The sequence below is a fragment of the Aeromonas sp. TS_SC_11 genome (assembly GCF_057318915.1).
The window spans coordinates 34,192-57,599 of sequence record NZ_CM170470.1 but is presented as its reverse complement, the minus strand read 5'-3'; the positions used below and the strand labels follow the sequence as shown (position 1 = coordinate 57,599).

28 protein-coding genes are annotated in these 23,408 nt (G+C 62.5%); 24 read left to right on the top strand and 4 right to left on the bottom strand.

Annotated elements, in window-relative coordinates; translation table 11 throughout:
- The first annotated feature begins 97 nt into the window (after positions 1-97).
- Positions 98-853 carry a DNA/RNA non-specific endonuclease gene (locus tag AC1P02_RS00285; protein WP_485183519.1) on the top strand — a complete coding sequence of 252 codons (756 nt, stop codon included), beginning with the start codon at positions 98-100 and terminating at the stop codon, positions 851-853.
- A 37-nt stretch (positions 854-890) separates the two neighbouring features.
- Here AC1P02_RS00285 and AC1P02_RS00280 read toward each other — a convergent pair whose 3' ends face one another.
- From AC1P02_RS00280 to AC1P02_RS00270, 3 genes are read right to left on the bottom strand one after another with little or no spacing between them, the layout of a single operon-like run.
- Positions 891-1,106: a hypothetical protein gene (locus tag AC1P02_RS00280; protein ID WP_427268879.1), complete on the bottom strand. Its 216-nt coding sequence runs from the start codon at positions 1,104-1,106 to the stop codon at positions 891-893.
- 47 nt (positions 1,107-1,153) lie between these two features.
- Entirely contained in the window at positions 1,154-2,230 is a 1,077-nt protein-coding gene (locus AC1P02_RS00275; protein WP_427268880.1) for a methyltransferase, read from the bottom strand.
- Positions 2,231-2,248: 18 nt separating this feature from the next.
- Positions 2,249-2,710: a hypothetical protein gene (locus AC1P02_RS00270; RefSeq protein WP_011898409.1), complete on the bottom strand. Its 462-nt coding sequence runs from the start codon at positions 2,708-2,710 to the stop codon at positions 2,249-2,251.
- 181 nt (positions 2,711-2,891) lie between these two features.
- On the opposite strand from AC1P02_RS00270, the gene AC1P02_RS00265 reads away from it, so the two are divergent.
- The 18 genes from AC1P02_RS00265 to AC1P02_RS00180 all read left to right on the top strand — a co-directional run bounded on the left by AC1P02_RS00265 (position 2,892) and on the right by AC1P02_RS00180 (position 18,828).
- The gene (locus tag AC1P02_RS00265) at positions 2,892-3,611 is read left to right on the top strand and encodes a beta-ketoacyl synthase chain length factor (protein ID WP_427268881.1); all 720 of its coding nucleotides are present in this window, start codon (positions 2,892-2,894) and stop codon (positions 3,609-3,611) included.
- Positions 3,596-4,354 (top strand): lysophospholipid acyltransferase family protein, encoded by a 759-nt coding sequence (locus AC1P02_RS00260; RefSeq protein ID WP_485183516.1) that lies wholly within the window; start codon positions 3,596-3,598, stop codon positions 4,352-4,354. Before AC1P02_RS00265 ends, AC1P02_RS00260 begins: the two co-directional genes overlap by 16 nt.
- A 17-nt stretch (positions 4,355-4,371) precedes the next feature.
- On the top strand, positions 4,372-4,638 hold the full coding sequence (locus AC1P02_RS00255; protein ID WP_005317803.1) for a phosphopantetheine-binding protein: 267 nt from the start codon (positions 4,372-4,374) through the stop codon (positions 4,636-4,638).
- Positions 4,639-4,641: 3 nt separating this feature from the next.
- On the top strand, positions 4,642-4,890 hold the full coding sequence (locus AC1P02_RS00250) for an acyl carrier protein (protein WP_005317801.1): 249 nt from the start codon (positions 4,642-4,644) through the stop codon (positions 4,888-4,890).
- Positions 4,847-5,497 carry a COG4648 family protein gene (locus AC1P02_RS00245; protein WP_485183513.1) on the top strand — a complete coding sequence of 217 codons (651 nt, stop codon included), beginning with the start codon at positions 4,847-4,849 and terminating at the stop codon, positions 5,495-5,497. Before AC1P02_RS00250 ends, AC1P02_RS00245 begins: the two co-directional genes overlap by 44 nt.
- The gene (locus AC1P02_RS00240) at positions 5,494-6,864 is read left to right on the top strand and encodes an AMP-binding protein (protein ID WP_485183511.1); all 1,371 of its coding nucleotides are present in this window, start codon (positions 5,494-5,496) and stop codon (positions 6,862-6,864) included. Before AC1P02_RS00245 ends, AC1P02_RS00240 begins: the two co-directional genes overlap by 4 nt.
- Positions 6,848-7,219 carry an ApeI family dehydratase gene (locus AC1P02_RS00235; RefSeq protein WP_485183509.1) on the top strand — a complete coding sequence of 124 codons (372 nt, stop codon included), beginning with the start codon at positions 6,848-6,850 and terminating at the stop codon, positions 7,217-7,219. The genes AC1P02_RS00240 and AC1P02_RS00235 overlap by 17 nt, the downstream gene beginning before the upstream one ends.
- On the top strand, positions 7,216-8,919 hold the full coding sequence (locus AC1P02_RS00230; RefSeq protein WP_485183507.1) for a glycosyltransferase family 2 protein: 1,704 nt from the start codon (positions 7,216-7,218) through the stop codon (positions 8,917-8,919). Before AC1P02_RS00235 ends, AC1P02_RS00230 begins: the two co-directional genes overlap by 4 nt.
- The gene (locus tag AC1P02_RS00225) at positions 8,906-10,468 is read left to right on the top strand and encodes an HAL/PAL/TAL family ammonia-lyase (RefSeq protein WP_485183505.1); all 1,563 of its coding nucleotides are present in this window, start codon (positions 8,906-8,908) and stop codon (positions 10,466-10,468) included. Before AC1P02_RS00230 ends, AC1P02_RS00225 begins: the two co-directional genes overlap by 14 nt.
- A gap of 141 nt (positions 10,469-10,609) precedes the next feature.
- Positions 10,610-11,035, top strand: a complete 426-nt coding sequence (locus AC1P02_RS00220) for an acyl-CoA thioesterase (protein ID WP_058393706.1) — start codon at positions 10,610-10,612, stop codon at positions 11,033-11,035.
- On the top strand, positions 11,032-11,646 hold the full coding sequence (locus AC1P02_RS00215; RefSeq protein ID WP_485183502.1) for an outer membrane lipoprotein carrier protein LolA: 615 nt from the start codon (positions 11,032-11,034) through the stop codon (positions 11,644-11,646). Before AC1P02_RS00220 ends, AC1P02_RS00215 begins: the two co-directional genes overlap by 4 nt.
- A 50-nt stretch (positions 11,647-11,696) precedes the next feature.
- A complete protein-coding gene (locus tag AC1P02_RS00210) occupies positions 11,697-14,072 on the top strand; it encodes an MMPL family transporter (RefSeq protein WP_485183500.1) in 2,376 nt (791 codons plus the stop codon).
- 2 nt (positions 14,073-14,074) lie between these two features.
- Positions 14,075-14,632, top strand: a complete 558-nt coding sequence (locus AC1P02_RS00205) for a DUF3261 domain-containing protein (protein WP_461854921.1) — start codon at positions 14,075-14,077, stop codon at positions 14,630-14,632.
- Complete coding sequence (locus tag AC1P02_RS00200; RefSeq protein ID WP_485183499.1) at positions 14,629-15,810, top strand: beta-ketoacyl-[acyl-carrier-protein] synthase family protein; 1,182 nt, start codon at positions 14,629-14,631, stop codon at positions 15,808-15,810. The genes AC1P02_RS00205 and AC1P02_RS00200 overlap by 4 nt, the downstream gene beginning before the upstream one ends.
- On the top strand, positions 15,807-16,268 hold the full coding sequence (locus AC1P02_RS00195) for a hotdog family protein (RefSeq protein WP_485183497.1): 462 nt from the start codon (positions 15,807-15,809) through the stop codon (positions 16,266-16,268). Before AC1P02_RS00200 ends, AC1P02_RS00195 begins: the two co-directional genes overlap by 4 nt.
- A 9-nt stretch (positions 16,269-16,277) precedes the next feature.
- On the top strand, positions 16,278-17,003 hold the full coding sequence (locus AC1P02_RS00190; RefSeq protein WP_005317763.1) for a 3-ketoacyl-ACP reductase FabG2: 726 nt from the start codon (positions 16,278-16,280) through the stop codon (positions 17,001-17,003).
- Between the two features lie 91 nt (positions 17,004-17,094).
- Positions 17,095-18,321, top strand: a complete 1,227-nt coding sequence (locus tag AC1P02_RS00185; protein WP_485183494.1) for a beta-ketoacyl-ACP synthase — start codon at positions 17,095-17,097, stop codon at positions 18,319-18,321.
- A gap of 90 nt (positions 18,322-18,411) precedes the next feature.
- A complete protein-coding gene (locus AC1P02_RS00180; RefSeq protein WP_485183492.1) occupies positions 18,412-18,828 on the top strand; it encodes a DUF2541 family protein in 417 nt (138 codons plus the stop codon).
- A gap of 38 nt (positions 18,829-18,866) precedes the next feature.
- Here AC1P02_RS00180 and mog read toward each other — a convergent pair whose 3' ends face one another.
- A complete protein-coding gene (mog, locus tag AC1P02_RS00175) occupies positions 18,867-19,397 on the bottom strand; it encodes a molybdopterin adenylyltransferase (RefSeq protein ID WP_485183490.1) in 531 nt (176 codons plus the stop codon).
- 411 nt (positions 19,398-19,808) lie between these two features.
- On the opposite strand from mog, the gene AC1P02_RS00170 reads away from it, so the two are divergent.
- From AC1P02_RS00170 to AC1P02_RS00150, 5 genes are all read left to right on the top strand, one after another.
- Positions 19,809-20,150 (top strand): DUF3135 domain-containing protein, encoded by a 342-nt coding sequence (locus AC1P02_RS00170; protein ID WP_021140758.1) that lies wholly within the window; start codon positions 19,809-19,811, stop codon positions 20,148-20,150.
- A 234-nt stretch (positions 20,151-20,384) separates the two neighbouring features.
- A complete protein-coding gene (locus tag AC1P02_RS00165; RefSeq protein WP_113719932.1) occupies positions 20,385-21,182 on the top strand; it encodes a threonine/serine exporter family protein in 798 nt (265 codons plus the stop codon).
- Positions 21,179-21,646: a threonine/serine exporter family protein gene (locus AC1P02_RS00160; RefSeq protein ID WP_021138083.1), complete on the top strand. Its 468-nt coding sequence runs from the start codon at positions 21,179-21,181 to the stop codon at positions 21,644-21,646. Before AC1P02_RS00165 ends, AC1P02_RS00160 begins: the two co-directional genes overlap by 4 nt.
- A gap of 24 nt (positions 21,647-21,670) precedes the next feature.
- Positions 21,671-22,165 carry a type 3 dihydrofolate reductase gene (folA, locus tag AC1P02_RS00155; RefSeq protein WP_485183486.1) on the top strand — a complete coding sequence of 165 codons (495 nt, stop codon included), beginning with the start codon at positions 21,671-21,673 and terminating at the stop codon, positions 22,163-22,165.
- 60 nt (positions 22,166-22,225) lie between these two features.
- Complete coding sequence (locus AC1P02_RS00150; protein WP_485183484.1) at positions 22,226-23,365, top strand: hypothetical protein; 1,140 nt, start codon at positions 22,226-22,228, stop codon at positions 23,363-23,365.
- The last annotated feature ends 43 nt before the right edge of the window (positions 23,366-23,408 follow it).

Below are 23,408 nucleotides of genomic sequence, written 5' to 3'. Positions count from 1 at the left end.
CTCTTCACAATTTCTACACGCTCACAATCCGTTCGATTGCCTAACTCATCCGACCTGGTGTCAAATCACTCCGCCCAATACAAGGAGTGGCATAATAATGAATAATATCAATAAATTAGTTCTGGCTATCGGATTCACTCTCACCACCTTCCCGGCCCTGACGGCAGGCTTCCAGTGCAAGGATCACGTCAAACTCGGGGTCCCGAGTCAATCCAGTCAGCTGTTGTGCCGGGACGGTTATGCCGCCGGATACAACTATGACACCAAGGTCGCAGACTGGGTCTCTTACCGTATGACGGCGGCCAGCGCCCAGGGTCAGGTGCCGCGCAAGGATGCCTTCGCTGAAGACAGGGAGGTGCCGGTGCAGTTCCGCGCTACCCTGGCGGACTACAAGGGGTCGGGCTACGACAGGGGTCATCAGGCGCCCGCGGCGGACATGCGCTCCACCGCCGCTACCATGAAGCAGAGCTTCCTGCTGACCAACATGACGCCGCAGTTACCGGCGCTCAATCAGGGGGCCTGGCGCATTCTGGAAGAGAAGACCCGCCAGTGGGCCATCGCCTATCAGGATGTTCAGGTGATCACGGGCCCCATCTTCACCAACTCCGATGGCGCCATCGGTAACGGTGTAACTGTGCCCCACGCCTACTACCGGGTGGTGATGGATGTGGCCAACCAGGAGGCGATCGCCTTCGTTCTGCCGCAACAGAACGTATCGGCCAGCCGGCTTGCGGATTACATAGTGACTGTGGATGCGGTGGAGGAGCAGACCGGACTGGATCTTTTCACCGGGCTGCCGGATGAACAGGAAGAGGCCATGGAATCACGGCTGATGGCCATGTGGGGCAACTGACTCGCGGCAACGACAACAGGGGCCTAGGCCCCTGTTGTCAGTCGTTCAGGCCGTCACCTATCTTCTTGACGGTGTCCCGGGTGCCGTGACCAATTTCGCGGGTCACATCCCGGGTGGTGTGACCAATCTCGCGGGTCACGTTGCGGGTGGTATGCCCCACGGTTCTGCCCGCCTCCTTGATGTCGGCACATCCGCTGGTCAATGTGCCCAGGGTCAGGCCGAGTGCCAACAGTGCCATGCAGTTACGCATCATGCCGTGCTCCTTCAGGTTTCATCGTTATATCCGATCTGCGGCGGGCATTATGGCCTCGTGTGCAGCGGGCGGGCAACCAGCAGGGTATGGCCAGGGCCCGGGATCTCGTGCTCTTCCTCCACATGGAAATGCGCCTCGCGCAGGCACTGGTACATCTGTTTGGAGTGATAGAAGCGGCTGTTGCCGTTGGCCAGACAGGTGAAGTAGAGGGAGGTGGCGTTGAGACTGAAACTGGCGGCTTCGAAGGTCTGCCGGTCCCAGAACAGCTCCAGGATGCAGACTCTGGCGTCCGGTTGCATGGCCAGCCGGATCCGGTTCAGGATGGCGACTATCTGTTCGTGGCTGAAGCAGTCGAGGAACTGGCTCATCCACCAGATGTCTGCCTCGCCGGGCAAGGAGCCAGCTTGCAGCAGATCCACCTCATGATCCTGTACTCGATTGCCGAGACCCGCCTCTTCAATATTCAGGCGGGCCAGTGCCAGCTGCTCGGGCAAGTCCAGAATGGTGACGCGAAGGGCGGGATCCCGCTTGGCACAAGCGATGGCCCACTTGCCGGTGTTGCCACCGAGATCGTAAAGGTGGCTTGGCTCATAGCTGAACACCTTGTCCTGGGCCTGTTGGAACGCCCAGTCGGAGTAGAAGTGATCAAACGCAAACCAGCTGCTGCGGGCAGGCTCCGGCAGCTCGCTCAAGTGCGGGTAGAGGGTCTGCCAGGGGCCGAATTCCTGCAAGCCGGCCGGTGTGCCCTGACGGATGGCATCGAGCAGGTGGGCGAGGGGCTGATAGCAGACATGCTGGGTGAAGTCGAGATTGACCCGGCTCATGGCATCGTGCTGCAGATATTTGCCGACTCGGCCCAGCACATAGTGTTCGCCGGCCAGGTAGCAGAGTCCGCCGCTGAGCCCCATGTCCAGCAGAACGCTGACGGCATATTCGCTCAGCTCGCACGCCTGGGCTATGTCCGTCAGCGGCGCACCCTGCTGGCCACAGGTCTCGAGAAAGGCGAGCACCCCGGTTTCACGCAGACACCAGCTGGCCTGGAACAACATGGGCCCGAAGGCGATCTTCTGGGCCGCACTGATGGCCTCCAGCGCGTTATAGGGGTCTGCCTGATAGTGGTTCACTGGATGGCTCCTGCCGGATCAGCGGCTGTTTGCGCGGGCGAGTTCGGTCTGGATGGCCTGATTCAGGCCCAGTACCCAGCGGTTATAACTGCGATGAATGTTGCCCTTGCCTTTATCATCCAGATTGACGCTGCTCACATAATTAATGGAATAGTCGTGAGCGCTATATGGAATATCGATCACCGCCTGATGTTGGCGCACATTGACTTGGCCGCGAATAAGTCCCGGCTTCTCTTTTTTCATTACCCAGCTTTTACTGATCCCCGCCGTGATAATTGCACTGGCTACCTGATCTTCAGTCAGAGTAAAGGCAACCGGGTTGGCGGCCATATTGCGAATGGGCTGGCTGGTAGAGCAGGCGGCCAGCAGGGCGCAGGCCAGCAACAGGGATACCTTGTTAATAACTTTCATAATATTCCTTGCGACGATATTCAATATTGAGGGCATGGCAATGAGACAACACAAATCATTTATTTTCAATCACTATGCCAATAGATAATCTGCGCCAGCTATTATTTTTGACGAATAATGGTATTATTCGCGCAGCATTAATGTGATGACTCCAATTGTTAATTTCCATGGAGCAGGCACTGCCCAGCGGGTGAGTGCTTTTTACCGTCTTCGCGCTCACGCCAAATGTTAAGGACAGGTTGCCTGAAATATGCTCTCTTTTTCGCTGCAAGCTAGTCAGGCACTGTCACCGGGTCTGGTCGACGAACGCGACTGGCAGGCGTGGGCACAGCAGGGACAATGGCCCGCTGACCCCCCGTTCCCCGGGACCCCCTTGCTGCCCATGATGATGGCGCGCCGCCTGAGCCAGGGTTCCCGGCTGGCGGTGCAGGTCGGCTTGAGCCTGCTGGCTCGCCATCCCGTCGATTACGCCATCTTCGTCAGTCGACACGGCGAGCTGGCTCGTTCCGTGACCCTGTTGCAGGCGCTGGCGGCCAGACAGGCGCTCTCTCCCACGGATTTTTCCATGTCAGTCCACAATACGGCCGCCGGCCTCTGTTCCATCCAGGGCCAGGCCGCCATTCCCATGACGTCGCTGGCGGCGGGGGAGGGCGGATTGATGGCGGGGTTTACCGAGGCGGTTGCGGCCTTGCACGCCGGTGCCCGGCAGGTGCTGTTGGTGGCGTTCGAGGGGCCTGTGCCGGATTTTCATCGCCCCTGGCTGCCAGACGAGGCGCCACCCCATGCACTGGGGCTGATATTGCAGGCCGGTGAGCAGTGGTGCTGCCAAGCTGCGAGTGGCGTGAGTCCGGGATCCGGGGCAACTTCGACTTTGCCTCAGTCGCTGGCCTTCTGGCGGGCCCTGCTGCGGGATGAATCGGCACTGACCCTTTGCAATGGCCGGCAGGAGTGGACATGGCAGCGGCGCTGAACCTGTGCTGGCGCCTGCTTGGCACGGCCCTTGGCTTCGCCCTGTTCGGGGTGGGCGGTCTGCTGCTCACCCTGTTCTGGTTTCCGTTGCTGGCGCTCTGCCTGCGCGGTGAGCGACGGCGTACCCTGGCCCAGCTGACCATACGTCACAGCTTTCGGCTGTTTCTCTGTGTACTGCGCGGCTGGGGTGTGCTGGATTATCGGGTGAGCGGCATGCCCGCCGACTTGCGCGGCGCCCTGGTAGTGGCCAATCACCCCAGCCTGCTCGATTACGTCATGCTGGCCGCCGAGATGCCGGTGTGTGACTGCATCGTCAAGCAATCCCTCTGGCGCAACCCCTTTGTGGGCGGCGTGGTCAGGGCGGCAGATTATATTCCCAACGTAGAGGCGGAGCGCCTCTTGCCCCTGTGCATGGCGCGGATCCAGGCCGGCGGTCTGTTGCTGATCTTCCCTGAGGGCACCCGCACCACACCGGGGGAGCCCATCAAGTTGCAACGGGGCGCCGCCCAGTTGGCGGTGCGCAGCCAGGTGCCCCTGCAACCGGTGCGGATCCACTGCAACACCCGATTTCTCACCAAGCAGGACAAATGGTTCAAGATCCCGGAAAATAAGCCGACCTTCACCATAGAATTCCTGCCGCAAGTGGCGCCAGACGAGGTGGTCGCCACCGGACAGAGCAGCGCTCTGGCCGCGCGCCAGTTGACCCGTTTTCTCACCCGGACCCTGCAAACAGGGCCCCAATGACAGCGTATGGAACAGTTATGCAAGACCTGCACCTAGAGATCAAACAACTCATCATCGACAGTCTCAACCTCGAGGGACTGACCCCTGAAGATATAGACAGCCAGGCCCCGCTGTTCGGTGATGGCCTAGGACTGGACTCTATCGATGCGCTGGAGCTGGGCCTTGCCATCAAGGGCCGCTACGGCATAGTGCTCTCCGCCGAGGATGAGAATACCCGTCGTCACTTTGCCTCAGTCGCAGCCCTGGTCGCCCTGGTGCAGGCCCAGTCGAAAGGGGAGGCCTGAGCCATGACCCGTGACGACATCTTTGCCCAGATCAAAACCGCCCTCGTCGATCTGTTCGAAGTCGATGAAGAGGCCATCACTCCCGAGGCACGCCTCTATCAGGATCTCGAGCTCGACAGCATAGATGCCATCGATCTGGTAGTGCACCTGCAAAAGCTGACCGGCAAGAAGATAAAGCCGGAAGAGTTCAAGTCGGTGCGCAGCGTCAATGACGTTGTGGATGCGGTCGAGCGTCTGCTCGCCGGCGCCTGATGCGGATGCGCGCCAGATCATGACGCGCTGGCTCTCCTGGCTGGCCGGTGGTGCCCTCCTGCTCTACCCGCTGGCGGTGTACTGGGGGCTGACTCACACCAGCCAGACTCCGCTGCTGGTGGGTCTGCTGGTCATCTTCTCCTTGCGGCTGCTGCCGGGTCTGCTCAAGCGGCGGGTCCGGTTTGGTCCCCTGCCCGAGTGGCTCTGGCTGGGTCGCCTGCTGGCCTGCATCGGTCTGGGGCTGACCCTGCTGTCGGCGCTATTCTCTGCCCGCCACTGGTTGCTCTATTACCCGCTGGCGGTGAGCCTGGCGCTGCTCTGCCTGTTTGGCTGGAGCCTGACCCGCCCCATGAGTCTGGTGGAGCGGCTGGCCCGCTTGCAGGATCCCCGCCTGCCGGATGTCGCCATCGGCTACACCCGGCGGGTGACCCAGATCTGGTGCGGCTTCTTCGTGGTCAATGGCGCCCTGGCGGCCTTCACCATCTGGTACGGCGATCTGGCGCTCTGGGGCCTCTACAACGGCCTCATCAGCTATGGGTTGATGGGCGCTTTGATGGCTGGGGAGTATCTGGTACGCCGGCGACTGATGAAGAGGCTGGCCCCATGACCCTGCTGCAAACGCTCTGGCAGCGGGACGACGACCAGCTGGTGGCGTTCGGTCAAGGCGGCGAGGTGACTCTGGCCGAGCTGCGTCTTGGTAGCCTGCAACTGGCCCGGGTCATGGCACGCCATGCTCGCCCCGGGCAGCCTCGCGCGCGCTGGGCGCTCTGTTTCGATGACAGTCTGCTGTTTGCCCAGGCGCTGCTGGCCTGCGCCCTCGGCGGTCATCAGGCCATCTTGCCGGGCCATCAACGGGTGGCCGGGCTGCTGGCGCTGCGGGATCAGTTTGACGGCCTGCTCACCGATGGCGAGCTGCCAGGCGATGAGCTTGATGTGCCCCAGCTGCGGCTGCCGCTGGCCGATTGCCATGGCGAGCGGGATGCAGAGCACGCCGACCTGGCTCCCGAACGTCTCGACCTGACCCTGTTCAGCTCGGGCTCCACCGGCGAGCCCAAGGCCATCCCCAAAGCCTGGCCCCAGCTGGAGGCCGAGCTGCGGGTGCAGATGGCGCTCTGGGGCCAGGCCCTGGCCGACACTCGGGTGCTGGCCAGCGTCAGTCACCAGCACATCTACGGCCTGCTGTTTCGCATCCTGCTGCCTCTGGCCCTGGGGCGTCCGTTCGATCGCCGCAGTATCGACTATCCGGAGCAACTGGCGGTGCAAACCGCCCCCTGGGTGCTGATCGCTTCCCCCGCGTTTCTCAGCCGGCTCGATCCGGCCATTCCCGCCGCGGGCTGCCGCCTTATCGTCTCCTCCGGCGGGCCCCTGCAATCCGAGGATGCCCAGCAGGCTCAGGCCCTGCTCGGCCAGCTGCCGGTGGAGATCTTCGGCAGCAGCGAGACCGGCGGCATCGGCTGGTGCCAGCGCAATCAGGCGCAGACCCCCTGGACTCCCTTGCCCGGGGTTGAGGTGCGGGTCGGCCCGGATCAGGGCTTGCTGCTGCGCTCCCCCTTCCTGGCAGAGGACGGCTGGCTGGCCTGCGCCGATCGCATCCTGATGAAGGAGGCAGGGTTCGAGCTGCTGGGGCGCCAGGACAGGGTGATCAAGCTGGAGGAGAAGCGCATTTCCCTCGACGAGGTGGAGGCGCGCCTGCAGGCGCTGGCGGAGGTGGAGTTGGCCACCGTGCTGCCTCTGCAGCAGGGCCAGCGCCAGATCCTCGGCGCCGTGCTGGTGCTGAGCGAGGTGGGGGCCGCCCGCTGGACCGAGCTGGGTCAGGGCCGCTTCCTGCTGGCCCTGCGCCAGCAGCTGCGCCCTTGGCTCGAACCGGTCGCCCTGCCGCGCAGTCTGCGCCGGGTCGAGTGCATGCCCGTCAACGCCCAGGGCAAACGTCCCTGGCCACAACTCAAGGAGCTGTTCGATGAGCCTCTCTGCTGACACTCTGCCGATGAACTCGCTGCCGACAGTGCTGGGCTGCGAGACGCTGGCCGACGGCGTGCGCCTGCACCTGCGGCTCGATCCGGACCTGCCCTGGTTTACGGGCCACTTTCCTGACGCGCCCCTGCTGCCAGGGGTCACCCAGATCCACTGGGTCATGCACTATGCCGCCAGCCGACTCAATCTGAGTCTGCCGTTTCACGGGCTGGATCAGCTCAAGTTTCAGCGCCCGCTGCGGCCGGGGGCCGAGTGCAGCCTGAGCCTGCAGTGGCAGCCACAAAAGGAGCAGCTCGTTTTCAGCTATACGCTGGGGAACGAGCTGGCGAGCAGCGGACGGGTGCGCTTCATCCCATGACACCCTGCATCCTGATCCCCTGTTACAACCATGCCGGCCCCCTGGCCGCCGTGCTGGATCGGCTGGCCGAATATGAGCTGCCCTGCCTGCTGATCGACGATGGCAGCGAACCCGTCGCCGCCGCCGCGCTGGATGCGCTGGCCGCCCGCCACCCCTGGGTCACCCTGCTGCGCCATTCGCACAACCAGGGCAAGGGCGGTGCCGTGATGACGGGGCTGCGCCACGCCCATGGCCTCGGTTTCAGCCACGCCCTGCAGGTGGATGCCGATGGCCAGCACGATCTGGCAGACATTCCGGCCCTGCTGGCCGAGGCGCACCGGGATCCCGATGCGCTCATCTCGGGGCGCCCTGTCTATGACGATTCCGTGCCCAAAGGGCGCCTCTATGGCCGCTACATCACCCATGTCTGGGTCTGGATCGAGACGCTGTCGTTTGCCATCAAGGACAGCATGTGCGGCTTTCGGGTCTATCCGCTGGCGGCCAGCTGCGCGCTGCTCGAACGGGTTGCGCTCGGCAGGCGGATGGATTTTGACACAGAGGTGATGGTTCGCCTGCACTGGGCCGGGGTGGCGGTGCGCTTCGTGCCGACCCGGGTCATCTATCCCGCCGATGGCAGCTCTCATTTCCAGCTCTGGCGCGACAACCGCGACATCTCCTGGATGCACACCCGGCTGGTGTGCCGCCTGTTGTTGGATCTGCTGCTGCGTCTGGCGAGCGGGCCCCGCCGCCTCTGGTCATGGGCGACTCGGCTGTGGCGCGAGCGCCGGACCCACTGGTCGCGCACCCCGGAGCGCGGCTCATTGCTCGGCATGCAGATCATGCTGGCCAGCTATCGTCTGCTGGGGCGGCGGGGTTTCTCCCTGTTGCTCTACCCCGTCATCGGCTACTTCTGGCTGACCGGCCGCGCCCAGCGTCAGGCATCCCAAGCCTATCTGGCCCGGCTTGAGGCCTTCTCCCGCACTCAGGGCATACGGCTCCCCCCTGAGCCGAGATCGAGCTTTCGCCACTTCCTGCGCTTTGGTGAGTCTGCGCTCGACAAGCTGGCCGGCTGGCGCGGCGACATAGCCGAGGATCAGGTCGAGCTGGTGGGGAGGGATCACTACGATGCCGCCATCAACAGCGGCAAGGGCTTGCTGCTGCTGGGCTCTCACCTCGGCGATCTCGAGCTGTGCCGGGCCCTTGGCAGTCGCAAGGGGGAGGTACGCATCAATGCGCTGGTCTTTACCCGTCATGCGGCCCGCTTCAACGCCCTGCTCAAGCAGATCAACCCGGATTCACGGCTCAACCTCATCCAGGTGCAGGAGATGGGGGCCGATACCGCCATCCTGCTCAAGGAGAAGCTGGATCAGGGGGAGTGGGTGGTGATCGTCGGCGATCGCACCTCTGTGACCCGGGAGAAGCGGGTGGTCTGGGCCGATTTTCTCGGCGCGCCGGCCCCCTTTCCCCTCGGTCCCTTTGCCCTGGCCAGTGTGCTGGGTTGCCCGGTTTACCTGATGTTCGGCCTCAAGGAGCAGGGGCGCTTTCGAGTGCATTTCGAGCCCTTTGCCGACAGCCTCAGCCTGCCGCGCCAGGGGCGACAACAGATACTCGCGTCCCGGGTGCAGGCCTATGCCGATCGCCTGCAGCATCACTGCCTGCGCGCCCCGCTGGACTGGTTCAACTTTTTTGATTTCTGGCAGCTGACCGATGAACAAGAGTGAGATGAAGTGCGTCACCTTCGGTGCCGAGCCGTTGACCATCGAAGATGTGGTGGCGCTGGCAGAGCGCCGTGCCCGCCCGGCATTGAACCGGGATCCCGCCTTTATGGCGCGCATCCAGCGGGGGGCTGATTTTCTCGATAGATTGCTGGCCGAGGAGGGGGTCATCTACGGGGTGACCACAGGTTACGGGGATTCGGTGACCCGACCCGTGCCTGCCGAGCTGGTACCAGAGCTGCCGCTGCACCTGACCCGCTTCCACGGCTGCGGGCTGGGGGAGGATCTTGACCTCGATGCCGGTCGCGCCGTGCTGGCGACCCGGCTCTGCTCCCTGGCGCAGGGGGTCTCCGGGGTCAGTCCGGGTTTGCTGGAACGGCTCTGCTGGCTGCTGGAGCAGGATCTCATACCGCGCATTCCACAAGAGGGCTCCGTCGGTGCCAGCGGCGATCTGACGCCGCTCTCCTACGTCGCCGCCGTGCTGGTGGGGGAGCGCGAACTCCATCACGATGGCGCGCTGCGTCCCACCGCCGAGGTCTATCGGGAGCTGGGGATTACCCCCCTGACCCTGAGGCCCAAGGAGGGGCTGGCGCTGATGAACGGCACCTCGGTAATGACGGCGCTGGCCTGTCTCGCCTACGCTCGCGCCGACTACCTGATGCAACTGGCGACCCGGATCACGGCGCTGGTGAGCGTCGCCATGGGGGGCAACGCCTTCCACTTCGACGAGCGGTTGTTTGCCGCCAAGCCCCACCCTGGCATGCAGGGGATAGCGGCCTGGCTGAGGTCGGATCTGGTGGCCGGCGAGCTGCCGCGCCACAGCGACCGGCTGCAGGACAGATACTCATTGCGCTGCGCCCCCCACGTCATAGGTGTGGTGGCCGACAGCCTGCCCTGGTGGCGCCAGCTCATCGAAAACGAGCTCAACAGCGCCAACGACAACCCGCTGATCGACGGGGAGGGGGAGCACGTGATGCACGGCGGCCACTTCTACGGCGGCCACATCGCCATGGCGATGGACAGCATGAAGACGGCCATCGCCAATCTGGCCGACCTGCTGGACCGCCAGCTGGCCCAGCTGGTCGACACCAAGTTCAACGGCGGCCTGCCGAGCAACCTCTCGGGGGCACCAGCCGGGCGGCAGATGATCAACCACGGCTTCAAGGCGGTGCAGATCGGCGTCTCTGCCTGGACCGCGGAGGCGCTCAAGCAGACCATGCCCGCCAGCGTCTTCTCCCGCTCCACCGAGTGCCATAACCAGGACAAGGTGAGCATGGGCACTATAGCGGCGCGGGATGCCCTGCGGGTGCTGACCCTGACCGAGCAGGTCGGAGCCGCCTGCCTGCTGTCGGCGGTACAGGGGGTCGAGCTGCGCCTGGCCCTGCCCACGCCCTTCACCCGGCCGCTCAGCCCGGCCCTGGCCCATATGGTGCAGCAGGTGCGGGCTGAGTTTGCGCCTCTGCTGGAAGACAGGGCGCTGGAGCAGGAGCTCAGGGCGCTGATTGCCCGCATTCGCCTGCGTCACTACCCCCTTTATGGGCCGAGCCAGGACTGAAACAAGGTCACTATTGATGAGACAACCCATGCAGAATGAACCCTGGCAGATCAGCACTGAAGTGGAAGTGACCATCCCCTTCCACGACGTGGACATGATGGCTGCATTGGTCTGGCAGGGGCACTCCCTATGAGACAACCCATGCAGAATGAACCCTGGCAGATCAGCACTGAAGTGGAAGTGACCATCCCCTTCCACGATGTGGACATGATGGCGGTCGCCTGGCACGGTCACTACTTTCGCTACGTAGAGCTGGCCCGCTGCGCCCTGCTCGATCTTATCGATTACAACTACCCGCAGATGGAGGCCTCCGGCTACCTCTGGCCCATCATAGACACCCGGATGAAGTATCTGGCGCCGCTGCGCTTCGGCCAGCGGGTGCGGGTGCGCGCCACCCTGACCGAGTACCAGAACCGGTTGAAGATCGACTATCTGCTGAGCGATGCCGCGAGCGGCACCCGCACCAGCAAGGGCTACAGCATCCAGGTGGCGGTGAGCAAGGCGAGCGGCGAGATGTGCCTGGCCTCGCCCCAGGTGCTGCTGGACAAGCTGGGAGTGAGCCAGTGAACCCTCTTTTGAACCGGCTGATAGTCGGACTGGCCCTGTTGCTGGCGTTGCCGCTGCAGGCGGCTCCACTGAGCCGTGACCAGGTACAGCAGTTGCTGACCCTGAGTCCGGTCAGACAGGCCCATTTCGAGCAGGAGAAACAGGTGGCGGGGCTGAGCCAGCCGCTCAAGGCCTCCGGCGAGCTGCTGCTGGTGCGCGACCTTGGTCTCTGGTGGCAGCAGCAGAAGCCCTTTGCCCTGACCCTGACCCTGACGCCACAACGCATGGTGCAGCAGATGGCGGGTCAGCCCGCCACCGTCATCGACAGTCCCCAGCTGCTCGAATTCAGCCAGATGCTACTGGCGCTGTTCGGCTCGGACGAGGCGACCCTGAGCCGCTACTTCAAGATCGATTTTCAGAGCACGGAGGCGGGCTGGCAGCTGCTGCTGGTGCCGACCCTGACGCCGCTGGACAAGGTGTTCGCCAGCCTCACCCTGAGCGGGCAAGGTCAGCTGGATGAGCTGGTCATTGCCGACAAGCAGGGTGACAGCACCCGCATCCGTTTCAGCGCCTGGCAGGAGCGAAGCCTGCCACTGACCCACGAGGAGCAGGCCCGCTTTGCTGCCCACTAGCCCCGTATTGTACCTTGCCACTGCCCTTGGTTTGGCCGGGAGAATCGACCTTGCTGCAATCTGAAACCACCTGGCGTCGGCTTGGCACTATCTGGATCGGTCTCTGTCTTCTGCTGGTGGCCGTGCTCGTCTGGCAGCTGCCCCACAGCCGCATCAACACCAGCCTGATGGATCTGTTGCCCCATGAATCCCGCAGCGATCTGGATCCGGCGTTGCAGCAGGGCTTGCTGCAACAGCTCGATCGCCAGCTGGTCTGGATGCTGAGCCTGCCTGCCGGACAGAACGGGCAGGCGGCGGCCGAGCTGTGGGTAAAACAGCTCGACCAGATAGCGGCCTTCTCCCATATCAAGGGCTATCAGCCCGATCTGGCCCCTGCCTGGCAGGGCTATCTGCACAGTCTCGCCTGGCAGCGGCTGGATGAAGCTGGCCGGGCCCGGCTGGCGGCTGGCGCCGAGGGCTGGAGCCAATGGGTGCTTGGCCAGATCTACTCGCCCTTTGGCGGCGTTTCCCGCGCCGAGTGGCAGAGCGATCCGCTGTTGTTGACCCGGGCCGGGGTGCTGGCAGAGGCCCGCGGCCCCATGCAGCTCAAGGAGGGCTGGCTGGTCAGCCGGGACAAGGCGGGTCGCGACTGGTTCATGGTGCGTGCCGAGCTGGATCTCTCCGCCTTCGATATCCAGCGCAATCAGGGGTTGCTGAGGGTACTCGACAACGCCGAGCTCCGGCTGGCCGAAGCCTATCCCGGTGCCGAGCTGCTGCGCCGTGGCACCCTTTTCTACAGCCAGCACGCCAGCAACCTGGCCCAGCAGGACATCTCCACCATAGGGCTTGGCTCCATGATCGGAGTCATTCTGCTTATCTGGGGGGTATTTCGCTCGACCCGGGCGCTGCTGCTCTCCCTGCTGCCCATCTGCGTGGGGCTGATGTGGGGGCTGGGCACTGTGCTCATCCTGTTTGGCGAGATCCATCTCTTCACCCTGGTGATCAGCAGCAGCCTCATCGGCATCGCCATCGACTACGCCATCCACTTCCTGTGCGAGCGACGGTTGCACGGCGCCGACGAGACGCCACATCAGACCCGACTACGGCTGCTGCCGAGCCTCTCGCTGGCGGTGTTGACCACCCTGATCGGCTATGGCCTGCTCTGGTTTGCCCCCTTCCCCGGGCTGCAACAGCTGGCGGTGTGCGCACTGGCGGGCCTGTTCAGCGCCTTCATCACTGTGCTCTGCCTGTTCCCGCGCTGGTCGGGCCCCCTGCCGACCCGACCCTTGCGCAGTCAGCCACTGCTGATGGCCTGGCTCAGAGCCTGGCAGCAGCGTCGCCTGGTGCGCATCGGCCTGCCGCTGCTCTGCCTGCTGCTGACCACCCTTGGCATCAGCCAACTGCAGGTGGATGACGACATACGCCGGCTGCAACCCTTGCCGGTGGAACTGCAGGCGCAGGAGAACCAGATCAAGGCCCTGACCGGTCAGCAGGGGGGCATGCAGGGTTTTCTGGTGACCGGCACGGATGCCGAGCAGGCGCTGCAACGGCTGGAGCAACTGGATGATCAGCTGGTCGAGCTTAAAAATAGCGGCGCATTGCGGGACTTTGTCTCCCTCAGTCGCTGGCTGCCCTCGCTGGCGCGCCAGCAGCAGGATGCGGCCGCCATTCGGGCCCTGTTGCCCCGGGTGGTGACCCGACTGCAAGAGGCCGGAGTGCCAATACCAGCAGGGGGGCAAGGGCCCGACCGTCAGCCTGACTGGTTGACCCCGGCAGCCTGGCTTGCCAGCCCGGTCAGCGAGGGGAGCCGTCTGCTGTGGCACTCGCTGGAGGATGGCCGCGTCGCCATCTGGGTGCCGCTGGTCGGGGTGCAGGACGAGGTCGCCCTGACGGCGCTGGCAGCTGCCGAGCAGGGTATCTACTGGCAGGATCAACGCAGCGAGTGGAGCCAGTTGTTTGCCCACTACCGGATCAAGCTGGCCGAACTGCTGTTGCTGGCCATCGGCCTGGTAGCCCTGCTGCTCTGGCGGCGGATGGGGGCTGCCAGGGCGTCCCGGGTGCTGCTGGTCAACCTGATTGCTCTCGCCATGGGGCTGGCGCTGCTCGCCGCCTGCGGCCAGCCGCTCACCCTGTTTGGTGTGCTGGCGCTCAGCCTCATCTTCGGCATCGGCATCGACTACGGGCTCTTCTTTGCCCACTGTGGCAACCAGCTGGCGCGGCAGAGTTCCACCCTGCTCGCCATCCTGCTGGCGAACCTCACCACCCAGCTGGCGTTCGGCTTGCTGGCGCTGAGTCACACCCCCGCCATAGCGGGCTTTGGTCTGGTGTTGAGCGGCGGTATCTTTACTGCCTTCCTGTTGTCGCCTCTGGTGCTGGACCGCGTGCAACCGGATGGCGCGGTGCGGGAGCCCCAGTTGCCAGGGCAGGATAGCCGGGAGCCAACATGACAATGAGATCACTGTTTGTATTACTCATCTTTTTGCTGGGGGGCTGCAGCAGCCAGCCGGCCCCCACCGCCTATCTCGACAAGAGCAGCGTCATGGTGCTGCCTGCCCCCGTGCTTGCCACCCCCTTCTATCGCCAGCAGTTGCTGACGGCCACTGTGGGTGAGGGTGCCCATCAGCTGATGACTGTGCTGGAGGCCGATGGCAGCCAGTTGACCCTGGTCGGCCTTACCCCGACCGGGATCCGGCTGTTTCGGGTGCGTTACGACCAGCAGGGCATAGCGACTCAGCAGCTGAGCCCGCTGTTCGCCACCGGCATGCCGCCCGTGACCCAGGTGCTGGCGGACGTCATGCTCTGCTACTGGCCGCTGGCCAGCTGGCAGCCGCAGTTGCCACCGGGCTGGACGCTGCGGGATGAAGGGCTGACGCGCCGGCTGCGTTCCCCCGATGGCACCCTGGTCACCGAGATCGGGTACCAGGACAAGGGCGGCGTACGGGAGCCGGTCAGCCTGCAACAGCATGTGTTTCACTACCGTCTGCAGCTGGAGACGCTGAGCCAATGAGTTGTTATATCGTGGCCTACGGGCTCATTTCGGCATTGGGGGAGGGCAGGGATGCCTGCGCCGAGGCCATGCTGGCCTGGCAGGCAGAGGGGATTACGCCGCTCACCCGCCACAACCAGACCTTGCTGGATGGTCGCCTGACCCCGGTGGGGCGGGTCGAGGGCGCTCTGCCGGAAATACCGGCGGCGTTGGCCCCTTATGCCTCGCGCAACAATCGCCTGCTGCTGGCGGCGCTGGCGCAGATCCGCCCGGCCCTGGACAAGGCGCTGGCGGAGTTTGGCCCTGCGCGGGTAGGCCTGGTGCTTGGCACCAGCACAGCAGGGATCGGCGAGGCCGAGCTGGCGATCGCCGCCGCCCGGCGGGGGGAGGCAATTCCCCCGGCCTTTGACTATCGCCAGCAGGAGCTGGGCTCTCCGTCCGAATTTCTGGCCCGTTATCTCGACATCTCCGGGCCTGCCTACACCCTCTCCACCGCCTGCTCCTCCAGCGCCCGCGCCTTCATCAGCGGTCAGCGGATGCTGGCGGCCGGACTGGTGGATGCGGTGATCGTCGGTGGCGCCGACAGCCTGTGCGGCTTGACTATCAACGGTTTTGACAGCCTGGAGTCCCTGAGTGGCAAACTCTGCCAGCCATTCGACAACGGCCGCCAGGGCATCAACATAGGCGAGGGGGCTGCGCTGTTTCTGCTGAGCAAACAGCCTGCGCCGCTGGCCTTGCTGGGGGTGGGCGAGTCGTCCGATGCCTGGCATATCTCGGCCCCTCATCCGGACGGCGTGGGGGCCGAGGCGGCCATGCAGATGGCGCTGGCTCAGGCCGGTATAGCGCCTGACCAGGTGGGTTACATCAACCTGCACGGCACGGCCACCCGCCTCAATGACGCAATGGAGAGCCAGGCAGTGCATCGCCTGTTCGGGAACAAGGTACCCTGCAGCTCCACCAAGCCGCTCACCGGCCATACCCTGGGCGCTGCCGGGGCCATCGAGGCCGCGCTCGCCTGCCTGCTGCTGGAGCGGGCCCTGCCGCTACCTATCCAGCGGGTGACGACGGCGGATCCGGCGCTGGCCCCCATCCGGTTGGTGAGTGGCGCCACTCGGCTTGCGGCGCCCCGGATCCTCTCCAACTCCTTTGCCTTCGGTGGCAACAACGTCAGCCTGCTGTTCGGGAGATCACCCTCATGAATGAGCGCATACCGCTGCCCGCCATCGAGGCCCTGTTGCCCCATCAGGCCCCCATGCTGCTGCTTGACCACATCTGCACCGTGGATGCGAGCCAGGTGCGCTGCGAGACCCGGGTCGGCCCCCGACACGCCTTGTTGCTCGATGGCGAGGGCAATTTGCCCGCCTGGGCAGGCATAGAGCTGATGGCCCAGACCATAGCCGCTTGGGCCGGCATGCAGGGGCGGTTGCGCGGCGAGCCGGTGCGCATCGGCATGCTGCTCGGTACCCGCAAATATCGCTGCCAGCCCGCCCGCTTTGCGGCGGGTGCCCTGCTCATCATTGAAGCCAGCTGCCTGTTGCAAGACGGCGGCATGGCCAGTTTCGAATGCCGGATCCTGCAAGATGGGCAGGAGTGCGCCACTGCGCGCCTCTCGACCTATCAACCCGCACCCGGCGAATTGTCCGATTTGTTAGCGTAAGGAAGCTTCATGATCTCTACCGTATTGGTCACGGGCGCCAGCAAGGGGATAGGCCGCGCCATCGCCCTCAAGCTGGCTGCCGACGGTTTTTTCGTCGTCGTGCACTATCACGGCGACCGCGCCGGTGCCGAGGCCACCCTGGCGAGCCTGCAAGCCGCAGGTGGACAGGGGCGCCTGATCCAGTTCGACATCGCCGATCGTCAGGGCTGCCGCGAGCGGCTGGAAGCGGACATGGCAGAGCACGGCGCCTATTACGGCGTGGTCTGCAACGCCGGCATCATACGTGACGCCGCCTTCCCCGCCCTCACGGACGAGGATTGGGACGGGGTGTTGCACACCAATCTGGATGGCTTCTACAACCTGCTCAAGCCCTGCATCATGCCGATGATTGGCCTGCGCCGGGGCGGCCGCATAGTGACTATCTCCTCGGTTTCCGGCCTGATGGGCAACCGTGGCCAGGTCAACTACAGTGCCGCCAAAGCCGGCATCATGGGGGCCACCAAGGCGCTGGCGCTGGAGCTGGCCAAGCGCAAGATCACGGTGAACTGCGTGGCACCTGGCCTCATCGATACCGGCATGGTCGATGCCGAGGTGAAAGAGGAGGCGATGAAGCTGATCCCGCTCAAGCGGATGGGGCAGGCCGACGAGGTGGCCGGGCTGGTCTCCTACCTGATGTCGGATATCGCTGCCTACGTGACTCGGCAGGTCATCTCCATCAACGGGGGCATGGTATGACGCGAATGCGACGGGTCTCTTGCCTGATGTCGGTTCAACATGGCGCTGTCTCTGTGGCACGCCAGCTTATCTCTGTGAATGGCGGTATGGTATGAAGCGGGTAGTAGTAACCGGCATGGCCGGGGTGACGGCGTTCGGTCAGGACTGGCCGAGCGTGCGGGCAAAGTTGCAGGCGGGGCGTAATGCGGTGGTGACCATGCCGGAGTGGGCCATCTACGAGGGACTCAACACCCGACTGGCGGCGCCCATTGCCGATTTTGTGCTGCCTGCCCACTATCCACGCAAGAAGACGCGGGCCATGGGGCGTGTCTCCCAGCTGGCGACCGTGGCCACCGAGCTGGCGCTGGCGCGGGCTGGGCTTATCGACCACCCTGTGCTGACCGGCGGTCGCACCGGTATCGCCTATGGCTCCTCCACTGGCAGCACGGATCCCATCCGCGCTTTCGGGGTCATGCTCAACGACAAGAGCACCGCCAGCATCACGGCCACCACCTATGTGCAGATGATGCCGCACACGGCGGCGGTCAATACCGGCCTCTTCTTCGGCCTGCGCGGACGGGTGATCCCCACCTCCAGCGCCTGCACCTCCGGCAGCCAGGGGATTGGCTATGCCTACGAGTCCATCAAGCACGGCTACCAGACCCTGATGGTGGCCGGCGGGGCGGAGGAGCTCTGCCCGTCTGAGGCCGTGGTGTTCGACACCCTGTTTGCCACCAGCCAGATGAACCACAACCCCGAGCTGGCGCCACGGCCGTTCGACCGGCAGCGGGACGGACTAGTCATTGGCGAAGGGGCGGGCACCCTGGTGCTGGAGGAGCTTGAACATGCACAGGCGCGTGGAGCCACCATCATCGCCGAGCTGGTGGGGTTTGCCACCAACTGCGACGCTGCCCATGTGACCCAGCCCCAGCAGGAGACCATGCAGCTCTGCATGGAGATGGCGCTGGCCCAGGCAGGGCTGGTACCGGCCGACATCGGCTACATCAGCGCCCACGGCACGGCCACCGAGCGGGGCGACATTGCCGAGAGCCACGCCACCGCCGCCATTTTTGGCGACAAGACGCCTATCTCGTCGCTCAAGAGCTTCTTCGGTCATACCCTGGGGGCCTGCGGTGCCGTTGAGGCCTGGCTGTCACTGGAGATGATGCAGGAGGGCTGGTTTGCCCCCACCATCAACCTGACCGAGCCGGATCCGGCCTGTGCCCCGCTGGATCATGTGGTAGGCAATGGTCGCGCGCTGGCGGTGGACTATCTGATGTCCAACAACTTCGCCTTCGGCGGCATCAACACCTCCCTTATCTTCAAACGCTGGTCCTGAAGCCATGCGCCTTGCCTGCGGGCAGGGCGCCGGTACAGCCTGGGTTTGGTCTTGATGAATTAAGATGCCTCCCATTTTTAGGGAGGCATAATGTCTGTTCTATCTGCTGTTTTCTCTGTTCAACCCCACCTGCGCCGCGGCTTCAATGCGCTCTTGCTGTCGACCCTTTTATTGGCGTTGCCTGCGCCGGCCATGGCCGATGATGAATTTCGGCTGGGCAAGACTCTTTTGCTGGGAGTGGGCGACCATGCCGCCATTATTCCCATCATTGTCTGCCGACCTGCCAAGTCCATCATGGTCAAGGCAGGACGGGAATTGACCCTTAACCGGGTCAAGGTGTTTTATGGCAACGACAGCAGCAAGACCCTCACTTTTGACAAGGATCTGAAAGCGGATCAGGAATCGGACTGGAAATCCCTCGGCAGCCGCCTTTGCATCAAGCGGATCGAGGTCTATGGCAATTCGGAGGGGAGCAAGGCCGGGGTCAAGGTATACGGCCGCAAATAAAAGAGATGGACGGGGGTTCACATCCCCCGTCCATTTACCTATTTCTTGGGGCGAAACGGCTTGATGACGGCTTCGTCGCACTCGAGATAGGGCCCTTCCATCAGATCGATGCAGTAGGGGATGGCGGGGAAGACCGCATCCAGGCACTCACGGATGGACTTGGGCTTGCCCGGCAGGTTGACGATGAGCGAACAGCCGCGCAGGCCGGCGGTCTGGCGCGACAAAATGGCGGTTGGCACGAACTTGAGGGACTCGGCCCGCATCAGCTCGCCAAAGCCCGGCATCATGCGATCGCACACCGCCTCCGTGGCCTCCGGGGTCACATCCCGTTTGGCGGGGCCCGTACCGCCCGTGGTGACGATGAGGCAGCACTGCTCCTGGTCTGCCAGCCGGCTCAGGGTTGCTTCAATCTGATCCTGTTCATCTGGGATCACCTGATAGACGGGTTCCCATGCAGAGGTCAGATACGCGCCCAATGTCTCTATGATGGCCTTGCCGGAGAGGTCTTCGTAAATGCCTGCACTGGCGCGATCGCTGACGGTGACGATGCCGATTTTTGCCTTGCTCATGGTCTGCTCTTGGTTGCGCTGAATAAGTGGCAAATAAAATAACATAATCAGTGAGATATGTTAAACGAGGCTAGGTATCGGCGAGTGTGGTTCTCAACATCGAGTGCCGAATGAAAAGCAATATTGCAGGTTTCCTTTCAATAAGACATAAGGCCCGGGTGTCGTCGCCATAAAAATGTATAAACAAATTAAGGGAAAATATTCAGGAATAATCGGTTGATCCATAACGAATAAGCCAGTGGCAGCTTGCCGTTGCCGTCATTTTTTGGCGCAATCGGGTTCGAAAGAGGGTTGTATGGATTGAACCAGGCGGGTAATCGTCTTATATAACTTCTTATACGGTTGGTTGAATTATGAGCTGATCGTTGTTGTTTGAGTATCACCATGCAGCGGCTGGCCGCGGGAGGGCATATGGAGTTGCCTGATTTTGATACCTTGAGACGGTTGGCTGTGGCGGAGCCCGAGCGGCTCGACGAGTTGCTGCGCCAGCAGATAGAGGGCTTGATCGACCGGGTCAGCCCAGAGCAGCAACAGCGGCTGCGCGGCCTGCAGTTTCGCATCGACTGCCAGCGTCAATTGGCCAAGAACAACATGGACAGCTGTATTCGTATTGCGGCCATGATGCACGATTCCTTTTATTCCATGCGCAGCGAGATGATCCAGCTCAATGCCAATCTCTATGCCGATCAGGCGCCCGTCTATCGGGAAAATAATGTTGTTTCTTTCTTTGATTATTACCACAAGAAGAAATAACGCCCTTCATTAATAATTCAGCTAAATATTATTTTAGATAATATATTCGTTACCAGGTGAGGCTCGCTTGGTGACGTTAATTTATCTGGAGTTATTTGTAATCTATTTGATGTATTTTAGTGGCATCGGCTGTTTTATTAAAAATTGATTATTGCCGTGATCGGTGTGGATGAATGGCGCCGACAGTTAGGCTAATATGGCGATACTTTAAATTTGCTACGACTCGAAGGGATTATGAGAAGTATCACACCAAGGCGGGTGCTGTCGCGGGATCAACAGACAGAGATCACCCGCATCATCGTTAAGGCGGGCCAGATGCTGGCCCAGTTCGGGGCGGAGAGCCGCATCATAGAGCAGACCACGGTCCGGCTCGGCATGGCGCTTGGGCTGGAGAGCGTCGAGATGGCCATCTCCTCCAGTGCCATAGTGCTCACCAGCCTCTATCAGGGCAGTTGTGTCACCACTACCCGCCGGGTGCGGGAACACGGTATCAACATGCAGGTAGTGTGCGAGATCCAGCGTATCTGCATCATGGCGGAAAAGGAGCTGATAGGGGCACGAGAGGTGCGTCTGCGGCTCGATGGCATAGTGCCGTTTCATTACCACCCCTGGCTGGTGGTCCCCATGGTGGGGCTCTCCTGCGGCGCCTTCAGCCTGTTGTTTGGCGGTGACTGGCCCATCTTCATGGTGACCTGTCTCTCCGCTGCCGTAGCGATGCGGGTGCGCCAGCTGATCGCCCGTCATCACCACAGCCCGCTCATCAACTTTGCCGTGACCGGTTTTATCGCCACCTTGCTCTCCTCCAGTGCCACCTTCTTCAACTGGGGCGCCCAGCCCTATCTCGCCATGGCAGCCAGCGTGCTCTTGCTGGTGCCGGGTTTCCCGCTCATCAATGCTGTCTCCGACATGGTTAAGGGTTACTTCAACATGGGGCTTGCACGCTGGGGCACGGCAACTCTGCTTACCATCAGCGCCGCCATTGGCATCATTCTGGCCATGTCGGTCACTGGTATCTGGGGGTGGAAGGTATGATGGATCTGCTCTGGCTACTGGCCAAGGATGCCTTCTGGTCTTCCATTCCGGCCGTGGGGTTTGCCATGTTGTTCAACGTGCCGCCGCGCATGTTGAAGTACTGTGCCATGGGCGGTGCCCTGGCCCACAGCTTGCGTACCCTGCTCATCCATTACGGTATGCCCATCGAGTGGGCGACCCTGGCGGCGGCAACCACGGTCGGCTTTGTCTGTGTCTACTGGTCCCGTCGCCTGCTGGCGCCACGGCCCGTGTTCAGCGTCGCCTCCATTATTCCCATGATCCCCGGCAGCTATGCGTTCAAGACCATGATCGCCGTGGTGGAGCTCAATATCTCGGGGGTGACCATGGAGCTTATCCAGAGCGCGGTGGAGAACGGCCTCAAGGCACTGTTTATCGTGGGGGCTCTCAGTTTCGGTTTGGCGATCCCCTCCCTGGTCGTGTACCGTAACCGGCCCATTATTTGACAGACGCAGTGAGAGGCTGACCCCATGAAGATTTCCATGATTGCCGCCATGGCGCACGATCGCGTGATAGGCCTGGATAACCAGATGCCATGGCACCTGCCGGCGGATCTGGCCCACTTCAAGCGGGTGACCCTGGGCAAGCCTGTGTTGATGGGGCGCAAGACCTTTGAATCCATTGGTCGGCCGCTGCCAGAGCGGCGCAATCTGGTGATCAGCCGCAATCCCGATTACCGGGCCGACGGGGTGGAGGTAGTCGATTCTGTCGAGGCCGCGTTGGTGCTGCTGGCAAACGCCGGGAATGTGGACGAGCTGATGGTGATCGGTGGTGGTCATCTCTATGGCCAGCTGCTGCCACGGGCTGACAGCCTCTATCTGACCAGAATCGATCTGGCGGTGGCCGGGGATACCCGCTTCCCCGCCTTCGAGGAGGACGAGTGGCATTGCGTTGAGCGCGAACCCCATGAGCCCGACGAGAAGAATCCTCATCCCTACTGCTTCGAAACCTGGCAGCGGCGCTGAGTCTGTTGTTGGCTGCGCTGCCTCTATTTGTAATGGAATTACGTTTTTTGAGTGAATAACATGGATAGCAATTCAATTTATCCCATTGTACCCCCGCTCGCTTCCTTGCTCGCCCAATTTGATTACGCTTCCTGGCCCCGCTTTCCCAAGCGAGAACCCTATTGTCGTAAGAAGCTGCTAAAAAGGGTTTCAAGTGAAAATCAATTTTACGATAGAGATCGACAATGGATTGACAAGACGCTCGCCAATATCCCCGTTCCTGAAGGGGATGCATACGCGGTGTTGCCAAGGGTTGAGAGTGTTTGCCTGGCGGAGCTGGATCACTTGCTGGGTACAAGCTTACTGGCAGGCAGTTGGCCACAAACAACATATCGCCGCTATCCGCTGCTCTATTGGAACCTGATCCGTTACTACCAGATGGAGCTGTATCGCAGCAAACAGTTGAATCTGTTGCAGCCCCATGCAGGATTTGATTTTGAGCGCATGGGCTTTGTGGCGATGCTCCTCGCTTTGCTCGGCGATCGCCGCCGCTTGACGGATTGTGTGGCGTTGGCTCATAGCGCTCCGGCTATTTGCCCAGCCAGTGGATATGTCCGCCCCTATTTCATTCAAGCATTTTCCTTGCAGCTAACCAGCCGCTTTCTGGGGTGGGGGCCCTTGCCACTTGGTGTCGACTTGGCTCAGGAGCCGCTCTATCTGGCACTGTTGACCTTGTGGGAAAGTGAAGATGTGGGAACGGTGGGACACTTGTTGACTCAGGCATGCCATTTACACACTTACGGCGGGCTCAAGGATCCCCGTTTCCATCGAAAGGAGGCGATCATCGGCTGGTGGTACTACTGGCCACTGGAGGTTCTGTTGGTATTACGCCTGCGTCAATGGGCAGGGTTGCCCTTGCCGGTAGTAAATCATCCCCTGATGGCTGCGCCTTTTGATGTGCTGCCGCCTGCGCTGGAGGATCCTGCCGACGTGTGGCCTTACGAAGCCCTGCCACGTCACTTTGCCACTCACTATCCCGAAGCCCCGGCACTGCTGGCGCAGATGTGCCAGCCCCCAGTATCAGCAGAGCCAGATGCCTGGCCGAGTCTGAGCGAACTGGAGGCAGTTTTGGCCCGAGGTATTCCCAAGTGGCCACCACAGCGGGGTGATGCCCCTAAACCGCGCCGAAAGAGCGCCGCCAAATCATCATCGACCACATAAGGGAATGTGTATGCCTTCCAGCCTTACCACCTTGCTCGCCCAG